Raw genomic sequence first — 16,549 nt, forward strand, 5'->3', positions numbered from 1 at the left:
TATACTTTCTTAGCATGAAAGGCTTCCCTTTTGAAAAAAATAATGTAGAGCATATTTGCTCAAAACGAAAGATAAAGGGGAGTTTGCATTGATGAAGTGGAATAAGGCAGCAGCTCCATTAACGCTAACTTTCATGCTGTTGGCAGGCTGCGGCAATACAGATCAAGACCTGGACAATGACGGTAAAGAAGAATCTATGCCACTCGGTTATTATTCAAATGAGCGCCATGAACAAGAAAGTACAGGAAATGCAAGGGTATTAGGAAATCAAGATAATGATGGACCGCTAACAGAGGCGCTCGACCATACATTCGGAAGTGAAGGCAAACAAAACCGTGCTAATACAAGCAATAATCTAAATGCCCGTACTGAAAATATCGGAAATCGAGTAGATGTTTATGATACAGAGCTGGCAGATAAGATTAATAAGGCCGTTTTAAAAGTAAATAACGTAAAAGATGTGCGTACATTAGTATATGAAGACAATGTGTTAGTTGCATTGGAAGTGGATAACAGAGCAACAAGCAAAAACACAAGATCTGCTGTACGGAAGGAAATAGATAGCTATATAAATGGGAAAGAAGCATCTATTGTAACAGATAAAGGGATTTTCCTTAATATAGACAGTATTAATAAAGGAATCCGAAAACGTCTTCCAGAAAAAACAATTGATATAAATAAGCGGGACATTATCAATAAGGCTAACAGGTCCAATAATTTATAAAAAAAATATTCAATCAAAGTATCGAAGTATAAGCAAGACCCAAATTATTATGCAGAATTTTAGTCGGAAATTCGCGTAATAGTTTGGGTTCTTTTTTTGTTGATTTTGGATCTATTTATGATTACAAACCTTAGTGGAAATGGAAATAGGCATGAGCAAAAGGAAATGAACTTTGATAGACAAAATAAACAAATTTATCTGATTAAAATGGATTGTTTTATCCATGTATAATGATAGTTAACTCTTTGGAATGTTCTTAATTAAAAACAAAACAACCGATATAAACATTATCTAACGATAATTTGTTCGATATAATGAAAAAAATACAAAGATTTTCCTTTCCATAATGATGATATTGCTTTATAATGAAGTAAATATTCGTTATAAAGAACGTGTGAAGCATACATAGTGGAGGGGAAAATGGTGAAGGTACTTGTGACTGGGGGAGCCAGTAATAGCATGGCAGTTAAGGTAATGGAAAAGCTTACAGCGAGTGGAATGAAGGTAGTGCTGGCAGATAATCGTGAATGGGATTTGGATACAAATCTAAATGGAATGGCTAGCTATTATAAAACGGATCTAGACAAGAGAGAGCTAACTTCCATTTTCAAAAAGGAAAACATAGATATTGTATTGCATCTGAAACATGAGCTTATTACTTCTAATGCTATGAAAGATTCATTTGATCAGTCAGAAGTAAATATTGCAACAACGATAAATGTGCTCGAGGCTTGTGTAGAAGCTAAAGTGAAAAAGGTGATTTTTCCAAGTGCCATTTCTGTTTACGGGAATCAAACCGAAGAGGCTGTTGAAGACAACTTTTTAGCTCCAGCTCTTTTCGAAGGCTTATCGAAAAAGATGGAAGAGAAGTATGTTATGCACTATCATAAGCTATATTCTTTACCTTTTACCATTTTGAGATTTGCAGATATATATGGCATTCAAACAAAAGGTTTCATTGCAGACAATTTGGAAAAGGCGATAGATGGACAGGCTCCTGTTATTTATGGTGATGGAAAACAGCTTCGAAACTTTGTTTATATTGATGATGCCGTGGATGCTATTTTTGCTTCCTTGACAAAGGGGGATAATGAAATAATTAATATTGCCACACAAAGTATGTACAGTTTACAAAAAGCAGCAGAAATGATTGGGGAAGCAGCTGGAAATCTGCATCCGATTTTTGAGAATTCACAAGACGAACTTGCTTCCTCTTGTTCAGTATCTGTTGCAAAGGCAAAGGAAATATTGGGTTGGAAAGCAGATATATCATTGCGTGAGGGGCTTGAAAAGGCAATGCAGCAATTTAGATTAAAAAAGCATTCTTAATAGTTAGTTTTTCTATTTTGGAATTTTATGAGCATGATTTTAGAGATTCTGGTGAGACTAATAGGGAATTTAAGTTTTTCTAGTAAGCTGAAGAGGTGATTCATAATGAAAACCAGATTCCTTTTATTGTTCTCTATTCTTCTTATCATTCTATTATCTGCGTTTCCGGCTTGGGAGAATGTAGCTAATGCACAATCTCCGAAGAAGTTCGCTGTTTTGCTGCAAAGAGTATATTTAGATGGAGAAGTAAGTGAAGAGTGTATAGAGGAAACGATATGGTCGATGGAAGATTTCTGGTCCAAATATGAGAACTGGCAACTGGTGAATATGGATAGTCACCAATTTGTCTTTAAGCAGGAAATGGATGATATTTCACCATTACTTAAAGCAAATGGCTATTTCGGAGTCTCAGATGAAGGCGTTCTAGGTGTTTACAACGGTAAACCGAATAAGTCGAACATTATCCAATCCTTTTTCCAAATAGACTTAGAGAAGCTGGAATCCACGCAGCAAAAAAGTTTGCAAAACGGTATTCCAATCAAAAATAAGAATCGTTATGTCGAAGTTCTCGAGACATTTAAAAGTCTTGATACCAATAATCTAGCGAACTGATACCTCTAGTCACTTTTTTAGGCAATTGAAAAGAAAAGCGAATTTTCGATTGCCTAAGCAAAAATATTCTTATTAAAAAACCATTTGTAGCAGTAAATGGTTTTTTATTATGTTTATTTATTTCTTTCTTTCTTAATTTTTAGAAAATATCTTATATGGTAGTTTTTCTTTAATATATGCTAAAATAGTCTTTATAGCTTTTATAAGGGAGCGAACAGGATTTGTACGAATATATTAAAGGGAAAATTGAATATATCGGACCTGAATACATAGTGGTCGAAAATAATGATATCGGTTATCAGATAAAAACACCGAATCCTTTCTCTTTTTCGTCTATGGCAAAGCAGAATATTATTGTTTATACGTATCATTATGTAAGAGAAGATATGATAAGCTTATACGGTTTCCGCTCACAGGATGAAAAGACATTATTTACAAAGCTGCTTAATGTATCGGGAATAGGGCCGAAGGGAGCACTTGCTATTTTGGCTTCAGGTGAGCCGAATCAAGTGATTTCTGCAATAGAAAATGAGGATGAAGCATTTTTAGTGAAGTTCCCTGGCGTCGGCAAAAAGACAGCAAGGCAAATGATTCTCGACTTGAAAGGAAAACTGTCAGACATTATGCCAGATTTCTTTCCTGATTTATTCAATGTGGATGAAGTGGAGCAGAAAAAAGCTGGTGCCACACAATTGGATGAAGCACTTCTAGCATTAACTGCACTCGGTTACTCGGATAGAGAGGTTAAAAAGGTCGTTCCACAGCTGAAGAAGGAACAGCTTACGACAGACGAGTATATTAAGCTTGCGTTAAAGCTGCTTCTCAAAATTTAACTAGGTATCTTTTAAGGAGAGGAGTGGATTATGTTGGATGACCGCATCGTATCTGGAGAAGCCGACTCATTGGAAGTTTCCTTCGAGCAGAGTTTGCGCCCCCTTCGATTAAAAGAGTATATCGGCCAGGATAAAGTGAAAGATAATCTGGAAGTGTTCATAGAAGCGGCAAAATTTAGGGAAGAAGCCCTTGACCATGTCCTGTTGTATGGACCTCCAGGATTAGGTAAAACAACCTTGGCGACGATTATTGCAAATGAAATGGGCGTAAATATCAGGACGACTGCCGGGCCGGCAATTGAAAGGCCAGGTGATTTGGCCGCCATCCTCACTGCATTGGAGCCTGGAGATGTTCTTTTCATTGATGAGATTCACAGACTTCCCCGTTCCATTGAGGAAGTACTTTATCCTGCAATGGAAGACTATTGCTTAGATATTGTTATTGGCAAAGGCCCAAGTGCTAGGTCTGTCCGTCTTGACTTGCCGCCATTTACATTAGTTGGAGCGACAACAAGAGCAGGATCTGTGTCTGCACCACTTAGAGATCGATTCGGAGTCTTGAGCAGGCTGGAGTATTATAATGAGAATCAGTTAACAAGTATTGTGGTCCGCACAGCCCAAGTTTTAAACGTCGATATTGAGGACGGCGCAGCTTTGGAAATTGCCAGAAGATCAAGAGGGACACCAAGGATTGCAAACCGTTTGCTGAGAAGGGTAAGGGATTTTGCCCAGGTTAAAGGGAATGGTAGCATCACGGATAAACTTGCACATGATTCTTTGGAACTTTTGCAAGTTGACCGTTTAGGTTTAGACCATATTGACCATAAATTATTAATAGGCATGATTCATAAATTTAGAGGCGGGCCTGTTGGATTAGAGACAATTGCTGCAACAATTGGTGAGGAGGCTCATACGATTGAAGATGTTTATGAGCCATATTTACTGCAGATTGGATTTTTGCAGAGAACACCGCGTGGAAGGATTGTCACTGATTTAGGCTACGAGCATTTAAATATAGAAAAAGAGATTTAAGAATGCATAGGAGGGCAAATTGCCCTGTTATGCTTCCAACTAGAGTATATGAGTTCTTAAAAGAGAGATAAGGTGAATTAAAGTGAAAGTAGATTTATTTGATTTTCATCTGCCTGAAGAGTTGATTGCCCAAGTTCCTTTAAAGGACAGAACAAGCAGCAGGCTTATGGTAGTGGATAAGGAAACAGGCAGCTTGGAGCACCGTACATTCAAGGATATTATTGAATACATAAATCCAAGCGACTGCCTTGTTCTCAATGATACGAGAGTTCTTCCTGCAAGATTGCATGGTGAAAAAGAAGATACTGGTGCACATATTGAGGTGCTCCTGCTTAAGCAGCAGGAAGGCGAGCAATGGGAAACATTAGTAAAGCCTGCAAAGCGTGTGAAGAAGGGAACAATTATTTCCTTTGGAGCTGGTAAACTGAAGGCAGTTTGTAAAGAAGAGCTAGAGCATGGGGGAAGAATTCTGGAATTTTTGTATGACGGAATCTTTTATGAAATCCTCGATGAGCTTGGTGAAATGCCTCTGCCGCCATACATAAAGGAAACATTGGATGATCAAGACAGATATCAAACTGTTTATGCAAAGGAAAGAGGCTCTGCCGCTGCTCCGACTGCTGGTCTTCATTTTACAGAGGAGCTGCTTGAGGAATTAAAAGCAAAAGGTGTTCATATTGCCTTTATCACATTACATGTTGGCCTTGGCACTTTCCGCCCAGTAAATGTGGAGGATATTGATAAGCATGAGATGCATGCTGAATTTTATCAGCTTACTGCTGGCACTGCCAAGTTATTGAATAAGGTAAGAGAAGAAGGCGGCCGTATTTTGTCTGTCGGCACTACATCGACTCGCACATTAGAGACAATTGCAAGTGCGAATGACGGCAAGTTTGTGGAAAGTAACGGCTGGACCAGTATATTTATTTATCCTGGTTATGAATTCAAAGGGATTGATGGAATGATAACGAATTTCCATTTGCCGAAATCAACACTTATTATGCTTGTAAGTGCCCTTTCAAGCAGAGAGAACATTCTTCATGCCTATGAAACTGCTGTGAAAGAACGTTACCGTTTCTTTAGCTTTGGAGATGCTATGTTCATCAGATAATACCTTTTAGAAGGCGATTGCATTTTTTAAATAAAGGAGATTTTACATTGACTGCAATACGTTATGAATTAATTAAGACATGTAAACAAACAGGAGCAAGGCTGGGTATCGTACATACTCCACATGGTTCCTTTGAAACACCTGCGTTCATGCCTGTTGGAACATTAGCGACAGTAAAAACGATGGCTCCAGAGGATTTAAAAACAATGGGTGCCAATATCATTTTGAGCAACACGTATCATTTATGGCTTCGTCCAGGACATGAAATTGTGAAAGAAGCAGGCGGCCTGCATAAGTTCATGAACTGGGATAAGGCTATTTTAACAGATTCAGGCGGCTTCCAAGTCTTCTCATTAAGCGATTTCCGCAAAATTGAAGAAGAGGGTGTCCATTTTAGAAATCACTTGAATGGGGATAAACTGTTCCTTTCTCCTGAGAAAGCAATGGAAATTCAAAATGCACTTGGTTCAGACATCATGATGGCATTTGATGAATGTCCGCCGTATCCTGCAGAATATGACTATATGAAAGCATCTGTTGAGCGTACGTCCAGATGGGCTGAGCGTTGTCTGAAAGCACATGGCAGACCAGAGGATCAAGGTTTGTTTGGTATTATTCAAGGTGGAGAGTACGAAGAGCTTCGTAAGCAAAGTGCAAGAGATCTTGTTTCATTGGATTTCCCAGGCTACGCAGTCGGTGGTCTTTCTGTTGGAGAACCGAAGGATGTTATGAACAGAGTGCTTGAGTTTACAACACCATTAATGCCTGATAATAAGCCTCGTTATTTAATGGGAGTAGGTTCACCGGATTCCTTAATAGATGGTGCTATTAGAGGGATTGATATGTTTGACTGTGTGCTTCCAACACGTATTGCCCGCAATGGTACATGCATGACGAGCGAAGGCAGACTTGTTGTGAAAAACGCGAAATATGCAAGAGATTTCGGACCGCTTGATCCGGAGTGTGATTGCTATACATGTAAAAACTACAGCCGTGCATACATCCGTCATTTAATTAAATGTGATGAAACGTTCGGAATTAGACTTACATCTTACCATAATCTCTATTTTCTGTTAAACTTAATGGAGAACGTCAGACAAGCGATTCGCGAAGATCGATTGGGGGACTTCAAAGAAGAGTTTTTCGAGCGCTACGGTTTTAATAAGCCAAATGCTAAAAACTTTTAAATAGAGGATTTTGAAAGGAGGGGAAATTTATGCAAAACATTATGGGGTTATTACCATTTATTTTAATGTTTGTTCTGTTTTACTTTTTGCTTATCCGTCCGCAGCAAAAGCGTCAAAAAGCGGTTAGGCAAATGCAGAGTGATCTAAAAAAAGGGGACAAGATTGTCACGATTGGCGGACTTCACGCTACTGTCGATGCAATCGACGAAGGCACTATCGTTCTTAAGTCGCCAGACGGCAGCCGTCTGACTTTCGACCGCAATGCTGTTCGTGAAGTTGTTGAATCTTCTTCCAGCACTATTCTGGATAAAGCATAATTAAAATAAGCTGGCAGCAAAATTTGCTGCCAGCTTTTTTGTTTGCAAAATTAAGATTTTGATAAGTTAACTCCTAAAATACCGCCCATCATGGCAATCAGAGTATAGCATACGTGATAAATGAATTGCTCGAAAGTGAATAGCTGATCCAATCCTAAAAAGCTGAACAAGAACACAATTAAGAAGTAAATCAGACCAGTTAATCCACCAAGAAACCAGCCCTTCTGCTTACCTTTTCCACCAGAGATGAACCCTCCTGCAAACAGTGCGATAAAGGAAACAGCGGTAATTATGTACTGCAAGGATCCTTCCTGGAGGGAGGTGAATCTTAGCAACATGGAAAAGACGATACTGCTTGTAATAAATAGGGTAAAGATCGCAATCAGGCCGTATAATACGGCACTGCCGACGTTTTTGCTCTCTTCGATCTTAAACCTCTCCTTTCAACCATTTTCTTTAGTAGATTCATGAATAGTTTCATACTAGTACAAGCATATTCACCAACCTGCCTAATTAGAATCAAGAATTTGTGAATATCCGAATAAAAACGTTTTTGCTGAGGAAACTAAAATAGTTGTATTATCGTAAAAAAATGCTGTTTGGGAGGGAAGATTAATGGAGGAATATATCATCATTTTGCTGAGGACCTTATTGCTTTACGCTATCATTGTCCTCGTTTTTCGGGTGATGGGCAAACGGGAGATTGGGGAATTAAGCATTCTTGATCTTGTCGTATATATAATGATTGCAGAAATTGCCGTTGCAGCGATTGAAGATATTAAAACAGAGCTTGTTCCGACCATTTTGCCGATATTTATCCTGCTGCTAATTCAAATAGGTCTGGCAGCCCTGTCCCTAAAAAGTAAAAGCGTCCGTGATTTAATTGATGGAAAGCCTACCATCATTATTAACAAAGGAAAAATCGACGAAAAGGCCATGAAAAGCCAGCGATACAATATGGATGATTTACTGCTGCAGCTTCGAGAAAAGGATGTGCGCAATGTTGCCGATGTTGAATTTGCGATATTAGAAACATCAGGAAAACTGTCTGTGTTTGAAAAGGAACCAAGTAAATCAGGAATTACAATTCCGTTAATTATTGATGGCATCATCCAGAAGACAAGCCTTGAGGAAGTGGAAAAATCGGAAGCATGGTTGAGACAGGAGTTAAGAAAACAAGGGCATACGAAGGTTGAGAGCATCTCCTTTTGCAGCTTTCAAGATGGTAAGTTTTATATTGATTATATAGACGGAAAATGAGGTAGAGCATCACTCTAACCTCATTTTCCTGTTAATATTGGCCCTATCCAGGGAATTCGTCTAATATCTTCTTTTTTGAGGAGCTTAAATACAAAAAGCAAAATCAAATACAACAGGCTGATAATGATCGTATCAGTGGATACCATTAATACTAGGCTGTCTGTCCATGCCCATTTTGCTAAAACAGTTCCCGTGTAGCCGACAACAAATATGACGGCAATCATTTTGACATAGTCCTTAACATAGATAGAAAAGCCGATTGATTTGGCGATTGTTGCGAAATGTAGCATTGTTACAAGCACAAACCCAACAATTAAAGCAATTGCCACACCATAAATTCCAAACTCTGGTCTGCTCGCAAGGAGCAGGATTACTCCTGTTTTTACAGCTGCACCAATAAAGCTGTTAATCATAGCAGCTCTTGCTAAATTTAATGCTTGCAGGGCTGCTTGAAGAGGGCCTTGGTAGTAATTTAAGATAAAAAAAGGTGCCATTAACAATATGAAGGTTGTACCTTTCGTGCTGCCATACATTACTGTCATTAACGGTTCAGCTAATACATAAATCACAATGACAGCTAGTCCCCCTGTCATAAAAGTAAATCTTAATGCCTGTTGCAGTAAATAGTCGATTTTATGCTTCTGTCCGCTCGCGTTTGCTTCACTTATAGCAGGTACTAGTGAGGTGGAAAGGGATTGTGTAAAAAAAGAAGGAAGCATAAGCAATGGCAAGGCAAATCCTGTTAATACCCCATACTGCTTTGTTGCATTAACTGCAGTCAGACCGGCTAAAGCCAGACTTTGCGCTACAACGATAGGCTCTAGAAACCATGCCACACTTCCAATCATCCTGCTGCCTGTTGTCGGCAAGGCAATTTGCATAAGCTCTTGAAAGGTGTTTTTTCCCTTCACCATATACTGCAAAAACTTGTTCCGTAGAGAAAAGCCTTTTTTCCATTTGAAGGAAGTTAGCAAATAGAGCAGGGAAGCCAATTCTCCAATAACACCTGCAAGCATCGCTCCTGCTGCTGCATATTCAATTCCCATCGGCAAAAATGCCTTTGTAAGGACTGCAATAAGAGTAATGCGGATGACTTGTTCAATCACCTGCGAAACAGCTGCAGGCTTCATTGTTTGCTTACCTTGAAAATAGCCCCTTAATACAGATGAGACAGCAATGATAGGAATAATTGGGGCAATTGCCATCATCGGTATTAATGTTCTGCTGTCATTAAATAATGTTTCTGCCAAAAATGGAGCAAGCAAATATAAAAGCGGTGTAAAAACCAATGCTAGTCCAAGTGTTGTCGACAAAGCCACGACAAGAATTGATTTGACTTTGCGATGGTTTCCTTCCGCATATGCTTCTGCTACATTTTTTGAAATGGCTACAGGCAGTCCAAGCTGTGTGATGGTCACGACTAAAATTAATGTGGGATATACCATCATATAAAGCCCGACTCCATCCTCCCCGATAAACCGGGCAATGACGATGCGATTGATGAAACCTAATACTCTTGTGATGAGCCCTGCTGCTAGCAGTATAATGGTGCCTTGTAAAAACTTAGACATTCTATTTCCCTGCCTTCTCAAATAACGAATAATGCTATACAATTAACTATATGCATCCATGTGGACAAAGCATGACAAGTATATAAATGAATTTCAGAAAAGAGCAGGCTTATAAATAAGGGGGAACGCTGCCATTAAGTTAATGGTATAAAAGGTGTTTATGATACGAGATAAAGGACCATCATGTTAAAGGAGCTGTTATAAAAGATGCCATCAGAGCATTTATATGATCATTTTCGCCATCAAGTAAAGCCAGCGCTAAAGAGCAAGCTGGAGGAGTTCCATCTGTTAGGCTATGACACGATAGATGAGGGTGAATTATGGTTCTTCTTAACAAAGAAGAAGTGGAAGAAGCCGTCAAGCGATTACAGAATTGCAGAGATTGTTCAGGATGTGATGAATGTTAAGGTCGTAGACTTTATGAATTTTGCGACATTGGAAGCTTATAAGGCAGATGACTATTTTGCAACGCTAACAGAAGAGGAAAAAAAGGAGCTGCTTAAGTAGATTCTTTCCTGCTAATTGTGAAGTTTTTGTGAAGACAAAGGATAATTTTTAGTACAAATTGACAGCAATCATAAACTGTTTCATAATGTTTTATTATAGAAGAAGAATATCTCACTATCTCTATCTATTTGTATGCAAAAAGGAATTTTAGAATATTGTTTGCCGTCCTGCTAGAGCTGTAAGGATGGCTTAAGCTTGTCAAGGGTGTGTCTTTAATGCTTTAACATACACCTTTAAGAACCAAGGAGGAAAAATACATAATGGTAAAGCGGAGCAGAATAGTTGCCTTCCTATTAATTGTAGTTGTTTTTGCAGGGTTAATGGGAGGAACAACAAATAATATTTTAAAGGATATTAAACTTGGTCTCGATCTCCAAGGGGGGTTTGAGGTTCTTTATGAAGTGACACCAATTGACAAAAGCCAGAAAATCAATGAGGACATTCTCAACAGTACGGCTAAAGCACTCGATAAAAGGATTAACGTTCTTGGTGTAAGTGAACCAATTATCCAAATCGAAGGGAAGGACCGCGTCCGCGTCCAGCTTGCAGGTGTAACGGACCAAAATAAGGCAAGGGAGCTTTTGTCAACAGAAGCAAACCTGTCATTCCGGGATATTAATGATAAAGAGCTGATGGACGGTTCTGATTTAGTCGAAGGCGGAGCTGACCAGGCTTTTGATCAAAACGGCAAGCCAAGTGTTACTCTTAAGCTTAAAAGTGCAGAAAAGTTTAAAGATGTAACAACAGAAGTGCTTGGAAATCCGCTCGTCATTTGGCTTGATTATGAAGATGGCGATTCCTATGCGGATGAAGCTGCAAAAGCTGATCCAAAATTCTTATCGAACCCGATGGTTAGCAATGTATTAAATACAGATACAGTCTCGATTACAGGAAACTTCACAGTCCAGGAAGCTAAAACATTAGCTGACTTGCTGAACGCAGGTGCACTTCCAGTTAAATTGACGGAAGTATATTCTACAAGTGTTGGAGCACAGTTTGGTGATGAAGCACTGAAAGATACAGTATTTGCAGGTATTGTCGGTGTTGGACTTGTCTTCTTGTTCATGCTGTTCTACTATCGTTTGCCAGGTTTAATTGCGATTATTACTCTTTCTGTTTTTGTGTATTTGAACCTGCTCGTTCTTGACTTGATGAACGGGGTGCTGACACTGCCTGGAATCGCTGCGATTATACTCGGCGTAGGTATGGCGGTAGATGCCAACATCATCACATATGAACGGATTAAGGATGAGCTTAAAGTTGGAAAAACCCTGAAATCGGCATACCAAGCAGGTAACAAAAACTCGATTTCAACTATTATTGACGCCAACCTTACAACCATTCTTGCATCTATCATTTTATTTGCATATGGTACAAGCTCTGTCAGAGGATTTGCGACATTGTTGATTGTGAGCATCCTTGTGAGCTTTATCACGGCTGTTTATGGAACAAGATTGTTGCTTGGACTTATCGTTAACAGCAAAGCGTTCAATAAAAAGCTGTCATGGTTTGGTGTAAATAAAAAGGATATTAAGCATATTGGCGAAAACTATGACACACTTACATTGCCGACAAAGTTTGATCGTATTGACTTTGTAAAATACAAAAACATTTTCTTTACTGTTTCAAGTGTGCTCGTGGTTGCTGGTATCATTGTAATTGCTGTATTCAGACTTAATCTTGGTATCGACTTCTCAGCAGGTTCAAGGATTGAAATTTCCTCAGATAAGGCATTAACGACAGCAGAGGTGCAAGCTGATTTGGATGCACTAAATATACAGGCTGAGGATATTACCCTTTCAGGAGATAACAATGAAAAAGCGGCAATTCGCATAAAAGGTGATGATTTGAGCCAAAAGAAAGTGGCTGAATTAAAAACGGCTATGCATGATAAATACGGTACCGATCCGAATATCAGCACTGTTTCGCCTACAGTCGGAAAAGAATTAGCCAAAAATGCTTTCTATGCCATCATTTTGGCATCATTAGGTATCATCCTTTATGTAACGATACGTTTTGAAATATATATGGCATTGGCTTCCATCATTGCATTGCTTCATGATGCGTTCTTTATTATTGTAATCTTCAGCTTCACACGTCTTGAAGTGGACATTACCTTTATCGCTGCAGTGCTGACAATTGTCGGTTATTCTATCAATGACACGATTGTTACGTTTGACCGTATCCGAGAAAACCTTGTGAAGAAGAAAAGAATCAAAACAGCACAGGAAATCAAGGATATTATTAACACAAGTATTCGCCAAACGTTCACACGCTCACTCAATACGGTTCTTACAGTTGTTATCTGTGTGATTGCCCTGTTGATTTTCGGAAGCGAGTCTATCAGAAACTTCTCATTAGCATTATTGATTGGTTTAATTGGCGGAGCATATTCTTCTATCTTCATTGCCTCTCAATTATGGTATGTATGGAAGAAGAAAGAGCTTAAGAAAAAAGGCGTTCTGATTACAGTGAAAGAAAAACGAAAAAACTCAGATGAGCCACAAGTATAATGAATAAACAGGACCTTTTTAAGGGGTCCTGTTTTTTTGTGGTTATTGCTCTTTTAAAAAAACATGTTTTGAAGAATTGTTATTAAGGGAAAGTTATCTAGAAGAACTATATTTTTTGGAGGGTATTTATGAAAATACAGTGGAATTTATTATTTGGAATTATTTTTGCCGTTATTGTGGCAGTATTTGCCGTTATTAATGTCGATTCCGTTACGGTCAACTATTTATTCGGAACAGGACAATGGCCGCTTATCCTTGTTATCCTGATTTCTGTTTTGCTGGGCGGCTTAATGATCGGCTCTGCCGGCTTAATTAAAATTTATTCACTGCAAAGAAAGTGGAAGGCTGCTGTTAAGGAAAAAGAAGCCTTGCAATTACGAGTGCAGGAGCTTGAATCATTTGAGTCTGGCAGCACAGAAATTGTTGATCCAATTTCTATAAAATCCAAATAATCATTATGTCAAAAAGCTTATGCCTTTTATGCGTAAGCTTTTTTCTGTGTCATTTAGTAATGGGAGCGCCTCCTTCTTCCACTATCAAACATTGAAAGGAACACCTCTAACTTGTATAATGATAGATTGAGGTGATATGATGCTGCATTCAAAAACTAGATGGATTGTAGAAGACAAAGATAAGAAAGATGCTGCAATACTTGCAGACCAGTTGAAAATCACACCTCTTGTAGCAAGTTTACTAGTAAACAGAGGATATGATAACCGCGAAAAAGCGGAGAATTTTTTATACAGCATAGACAATTTTCATGACCCATTCCTAATGAAGGGGATGGATATAGCAGTCAAACGAATAAAGGAAGCAATAGAAAAAAGGGAACCAATCCTCATCTTTGGTGATTACGATGCGGATGGTGTAACAAGCACTACGGTCATGATGAAAACGTTGCAGGATATGGGAGCAGATGTGCAATTTTATATCCCCAACCGTTTCACAGAAGGCTATGGTCCTAATGAAGGGGCATTCCGGTATGCCTCAAGTATTGGTATTAAGCTGATTATAACAGTGGATACTGGCATAGCAGCAGTAAAGGAAGCAGATGTTGCTAAAGAGCTAGGAATTGATTATATCGTAACAGATCACCATGAACCAGGTCCTGTGCTGCCTGATGCAATGGCCATTATTCATCCAAGACTTGAAGGAAGTGACTATCCGTTTCATGAGCTTGCAGGTGTTGGTGTTGCTTTAAAGGTTGCTCATGCACTGTACGGAGAGCTTCCTGAACAGCTTCTGCAATTTGCTGCTATTGGAACGATTGCCGATCTTGTTTCTCTGACAGGGGAAAACAGAGCTATTGCAAAGCTTGGAATTAAAAAGTTGAAGCAAACAACTAATACTGGCTTGAAGGCACTACTGAAGCAGATGAATACAGAAGCAAGTGGGATAGATGAAGAAACAATCGGCTTTATGATTGCGCCGCGCATTAATGCAGTCGGCAGATTAGACAGTGCAGATCCTGCAGTTGAGCTGCTGTTAACAGATGACCCTGACATTGCTGCATCTCTTGCTGAAGAGATGGAAGCGACAAATAAGGAAAGACAAGCAATTGTTAACCAAATTACCGAAGAAGCGATGGAACAGGTAGAATCCTTATATCCGCTCAAAGATAACAGGGTGCTTATCGTTGGGAAAGAGGGCTGGAATCCTGGCGTAGTTGGTATTGTTGCTTCAAGACTTGTAGAGAAGTACTACAGGCCGACAATCGTGCTTGGTTTTGACCAGGAAAAAGGAATTGCAAAAGGATCTGCACGCAGTATTGCCGGTTTTGATTTGTATCAGAATCTGTCAACGTGCAGGGAGCTTCTGCCTCACTTCGGAGGACATCCAATGGCTGCGGGTATGACATTAGCGAGTGAGGATGTGGAGGAGCTCAGAGAACGTCTCAATAGTCTTGCATTTGAACAGCTTAAGCCGGAAGATTTAATTCCACTCACAGCGGTTGATATGAAAATTGACTTAAAGGAGGCCCATTTAAGTGCAATTGAAGAAATGCAGCTGCTTGCGCCATTTGGGGTTGATAATGCCAAGCCGCGTATTTTGATTGAGCATGTTGAAATTGGCACAATAAGAAAAATAGGGGCAAACCAAAATCATCTTAAGCTGCAATTTGTCAAGGAAGAAAGCAACCTGGATGGCATTGGCTTTGGAATCGGTGAACTATATGACCATATATCACCAAGTGCAAAGCTTTCTGTATTAGGACAGCTTTCCATTAACGAATGGAATAATATTAAAAAACCGCAAATATTCATCCAGGATATTGCTGTAAATCATTGGCAGCTTTTTGATTATCGGGGAATTCGTAATATGGAGAAGCTTGAAGCGGCCATTCCGGCAGATAGTGCGACATGGATTTTCTTTAATAAAGAGTCTGTAACAGAGGAATTGGTAAAGCTAATCAAGGATTATAAAATAATCGAAAATCTTGATGACGCAGCATCCTTTCAAACAGATAATCGCATACTAGTATTGGCAGACTTTCCGAGCAATAAAGAGATTGTACAGCAATTATTATCAAGCTCTGCTCCAGAGCGGATTTATGCAAGCTTTTATAAGCAGGATAGCGACTTTTTCAGCACAATGCCGACAAGGGATCATTTCAAATGGTTTTATTCCTTTCTTGCCAAACAAAATGGTTTTGACCTTAAAAGATATGGTGGAGAGCTGGCAAAACGGCAAGGTTGGAGTAAAGAAACAATTGTTTTTATGTCAAAGGTGTTTTTTGAGCTGAATTTTGTTACAATGAAGGATGGGTTTATTTCGCTGAATAAGAATAGCAATAGAAGGGATTTAACAGAGTCTCCTTCTTTTCAACAGAAACAAGCACAATTTTCGCTCGAAAATGAATTAATATACTCGTCTTATGAGCAATTAAAGAATTGGTTTGATCTTATTCTTCAGAAATCCGTTAAGAATGAGGAGGAAGTGCAAGAATGGATTTAAAACAGTACGTAACAATTGTGGAAGATTGGCCAAAACCAGGCATTCGTTTCAAAGATATCACTACACTTATGGATAATGGTGAAGCATATAGATACGCAACAAACCAGATTGTAGAGTATGCGAAAGAAAAGGAAATCGATATTGTTGTCGGACCAGAAGCACGCGGCTTTATTATCGGCTGTCCTGTCGCTTATTCTTTAGGTGTGGGCTTTGCACCAGTTCGTAAGGAAGGAAAGCTGCCAAGAGAAACAATCAAGGTTTCTTACGGTCTAGAATACGGCAAGGATGTTTTGACAATCCATAAGGATGCAATTAAACCAGGTCAAAGAGTGCTTATTACAGATGATTTGCTAGCAACAGGCGGAACAATTGATGCTACAATTAAGCTTGTAGAAGAACTTGGCGGTGTTGTAGCGGGAATTGCCTTCTTGATTGAATTGTCTTACCTTGAAGGACGCAAGAACCTTGACGGCTACGATATTTTAACTTTAATGGAATATTGATTAATGATAAAGAGCGCTGAAAATGCGCTCTTTTTTTGTTTCTGTTTGTGTTGGGAAAAGAGTACATAGCATGATTCGACTGCTTTCGACAAAAT

General features: G+C 39.0%; 16 protein-coding genes. 14 read left to right on the forward strand and 2 right to left on the reverse strand.

Annotated features, from left to right (window positions below; all coding sequences use genetic code 11):
* Positions 1-91: 91 nt before the first annotated feature.
* The 8 genes from NQZ71_RS07665 to yajC all read left to right on the forward strand — a co-directional run bounded on the left by NQZ71_RS07665 (position 92) and on the right by yajC (position 7,145).
* Positions 92-724, forward strand: coding sequence for a YhcN/YlaJ family sporulation lipoprotein (locus tag NQZ71_RS07665; RefSeq protein ID WP_144456362.1), 633 nt, complete (start codon positions 92-94; stop codon positions 722-724).
* A 420-nt stretch (positions 725-1,144) separates the two neighbouring features.
* Positions 1,145-2,053 (forward strand): NAD-dependent epimerase/dehydratase family protein, encoded by a 909-nt coding sequence (locus tag NQZ71_RS07670; protein WP_317011612.1) that lies wholly within the window; start codon positions 1,145-1,147, stop codon positions 2,051-2,053.
* Between the two features lie 105 nt (positions 2,054-2,158).
* The gene (locus NQZ71_RS07675; protein ID WP_144456358.1) at positions 2,159-2,665 is read left to right on the forward strand and encodes an intercompartmental signaling factor BofC; all 507 of its coding nucleotides are present in this window, start codon (positions 2,159-2,161) and stop codon (positions 2,663-2,665) included.
* 221 nt (positions 2,666-2,886) lie between these two features.
* Positions 2,887-3,498, forward strand: coding sequence for a Holliday junction branch migration protein RuvA (gene ruvA, locus NQZ71_RS07680; protein ID WP_144456356.1), 612 nt, complete (start codon positions 2,887-2,889; stop codon positions 3,496-3,498).
* Positions 3,499-3,531: 33 nt separating this feature from the next.
* The gene (ruvB, locus tag NQZ71_RS07685) at positions 3,532-4,530 is read left to right on the forward strand and encodes a Holliday junction branch migration DNA helicase RuvB (RefSeq protein ID WP_144456642.1); all 999 of its coding nucleotides are present in this window, start codon (positions 3,532-3,534) and stop codon (positions 4,528-4,530) included.
* A gap of 82 nt (positions 4,531-4,612) precedes the next feature.
* Positions 4,613-5,641 (forward strand): tRNA preQ1(34) S-adenosylmethionine ribosyltransferase-isomerase QueA, encoded by a 1,029-nt coding sequence (gene queA / locus NQZ71_RS07690; RefSeq protein WP_317011613.1) that lies wholly within the window; start codon positions 4,613-4,615, stop codon positions 5,639-5,641.
* A 47-nt stretch (positions 5,642-5,688) separates the two neighbouring features.
* Entirely contained in the window at positions 5,689-6,828 is a 1,140-nt protein-coding gene (tgt, locus tag NQZ71_RS07695) for a tRNA guanosine(34) transglycosylase Tgt (RefSeq protein WP_144456352.1), read from the forward strand.
* Between the two features lie 29 nt (positions 6,829-6,857).
* A complete protein-coding gene (yajC, locus tag NQZ71_RS07700; RefSeq protein WP_144456350.1) occupies positions 6,858-7,145 on the forward strand; it encodes a preprotein translocase subunit YajC in 288 nt (95 codons plus the stop codon).
* A gap of 50 nt (positions 7,146-7,195) precedes the next feature.
* On the opposite strand, the gene NQZ71_RS07705 is transcribed toward yajC, so the two are convergent.
* Positions 7,196-7,573 carry a TIGR04086 family membrane protein gene (locus NQZ71_RS07705; RefSeq protein ID WP_144456348.1) on the reverse strand — a complete coding sequence of 126 codons (378 nt, stop codon included), beginning with the start codon at positions 7,571-7,573 and terminating at the stop codon, positions 7,196-7,198.
* A 187-nt stretch (positions 7,574-7,760) separates the two neighbouring features.
* On the opposite strand from NQZ71_RS07705, the gene NQZ71_RS07710 reads away from it, so the two are divergent.
* Complete coding sequence (locus tag NQZ71_RS07710; RefSeq protein WP_144456346.1) at positions 7,761-8,405, forward strand: DUF421 domain-containing protein; 645 nt, start codon at positions 7,761-7,763, stop codon at positions 8,403-8,405.
* A 20-nt stretch (positions 8,406-8,425) separates the two neighbouring features.
* On the opposite strand, the gene spoVB is transcribed toward NQZ71_RS07710, so the two are convergent.
* Positions 8,426-9,976: a stage V sporulation protein B gene (gene spoVB / locus NQZ71_RS07715; RefSeq protein ID WP_144456344.1), complete on the reverse strand. Its 1,551-nt coding sequence runs from the start codon at positions 9,974-9,976 to the stop codon at positions 8,426-8,428.
* Positions 9,977-10,183: 207 nt separating this feature from the next.
* Between spoVB and NQZ71_RS07720 the strand changes: the two genes are divergently transcribed.
* The 5 genes from NQZ71_RS07720 (at position 10,184) to NQZ71_RS07740 (ending at position 16,454) form a co-directional block, all read left to right on the forward strand.
* Positions 10,184-10,483 carry a post-transcriptional regulator gene (locus NQZ71_RS07720; RefSeq protein ID WP_127737326.1) on the forward strand — a complete coding sequence of 100 codons (300 nt, stop codon included), beginning with the start codon at positions 10,184-10,186 and terminating at the stop codon, positions 10,481-10,483.
* A gap of 260 nt (positions 10,484-10,743) precedes the next feature.
* Positions 10,744-12,996 carry a protein translocase subunit SecDF gene (secDF, locus tag NQZ71_RS07725; protein ID WP_260053775.1) on the forward strand — a complete coding sequence of 751 codons (2,253 nt, stop codon included), beginning with the start codon at positions 10,744-10,746 and terminating at the stop codon, positions 12,994-12,996.
* A 128-nt stretch (positions 12,997-13,124) separates the two neighbouring features.
* Complete coding sequence (locus tag NQZ71_RS07730; RefSeq protein ID WP_144456340.1) at positions 13,125-13,448, forward strand: LapA family protein; 324 nt, start codon at positions 13,125-13,127, stop codon at positions 13,446-13,448.
* A 139-nt stretch (positions 13,449-13,587) separates the two neighbouring features.
* Complete coding sequence (recJ, locus tag NQZ71_RS07735; protein ID WP_144456640.1) at positions 13,588-15,951, forward strand: single-stranded-DNA-specific exonuclease RecJ; 2,364 nt, start codon at positions 13,588-13,590, stop codon at positions 15,949-15,951.
* Positions 15,942-16,454 carry an adenine phosphoribosyltransferase gene (locus NQZ71_RS07740; RefSeq protein WP_127737330.1) on the forward strand — a complete coding sequence of 171 codons (513 nt, stop codon included), beginning with the start codon at positions 15,942-15,944 and terminating at the stop codon, positions 16,452-16,454. The genes recJ and NQZ71_RS07740 overlap by 10 nt, the downstream gene beginning before the upstream one ends.
* Positions 16,455-16,549: the final 95 nt, after the last annotated feature.

Origin of the sequence: Niallia taxi (genome assembly GCF_032818155.1) — a bacterium.
In the GTDB taxonomy this organism is placed as follows: Bacteria; Bacillota; Bacilli; order Bacillales; family Cytobacillaceae; genus Niallia; species Niallia taxi_A.

Excerpts from the sequence above, each read along its gene's own strand:
- NQZ71_RS07665 (WP_144456362.1), top strand. The coding sequence starts at position 92 with ATGAAGTGGAATAAGGCAGCAGCTCCATTAACGCTAACTTTCATGCTG.
- NQZ71_RS07670 (WP_317011612.1), top strand. The coding sequence starts at position 1,145 with ATGGTGAAGGTACTTGTGACTGGGGGAGCCAGTAATAGCATGGCAGTT.
- NQZ71_RS07675 (WP_144456358.1), top strand. The coding sequence starts at position 2,159 with ATGAAAACCAGATTCCTTTTATTGTTCTCTATTCTTCTTATCATTCTA.
- yajC (WP_144456350.1), top strand. The coding sequence starts at position 6,858 with ATGCAAAACATTATGGGGTTATTACCATTTATTTTAATGTTTGTTCTG.
- NQZ71_RS07710 (WP_144456346.1), top strand. The coding sequence starts at position 7,761 with ATGGAGGAATATATCATCATTTTGCTGAGGACCTTATTGCTTTACGCT.
- spoVB (WP_144456344.1), bottom strand. The coding sequence starts at position 9,976 with ATGTCTAAGTTTTTACAAGGCACCATTATACTGCTAGCAGCAGGGCTC.
- NQZ71_RS07720 (WP_127737326.1), top strand. The coding sequence starts at position 10,184 with ATGCCATCAGAGCATTTATATGATCATTTTCGCCATCAAGTAAAGCCA.
- secDF (WP_260053775.1), top strand. The coding sequence starts at position 10,744 with ATGGTAAAGCGGAGCAGAATAGTTGCCTTCCTATTAATTGTAGTTGTT.
- NQZ71_RS07730 (WP_144456340.1), top strand. The coding sequence starts at position 13,125 with ATGAAAATACAGTGGAATTTATTATTTGGAATTATTTTTGCCGTTATT.
- recJ (WP_144456640.1), top strand. The coding sequence starts at position 13,588 with ATGCTGCATTCAAAAACTAGATGGATTGTAGAAGACAAAGATAAGAAA.
- NQZ71_RS07740 (WP_127737330.1), top strand. The coding sequence starts at position 15,942 with ATGGATTTAAAACAGTACGTAACAATTGTGGAAGATTGGCCAAAACCA.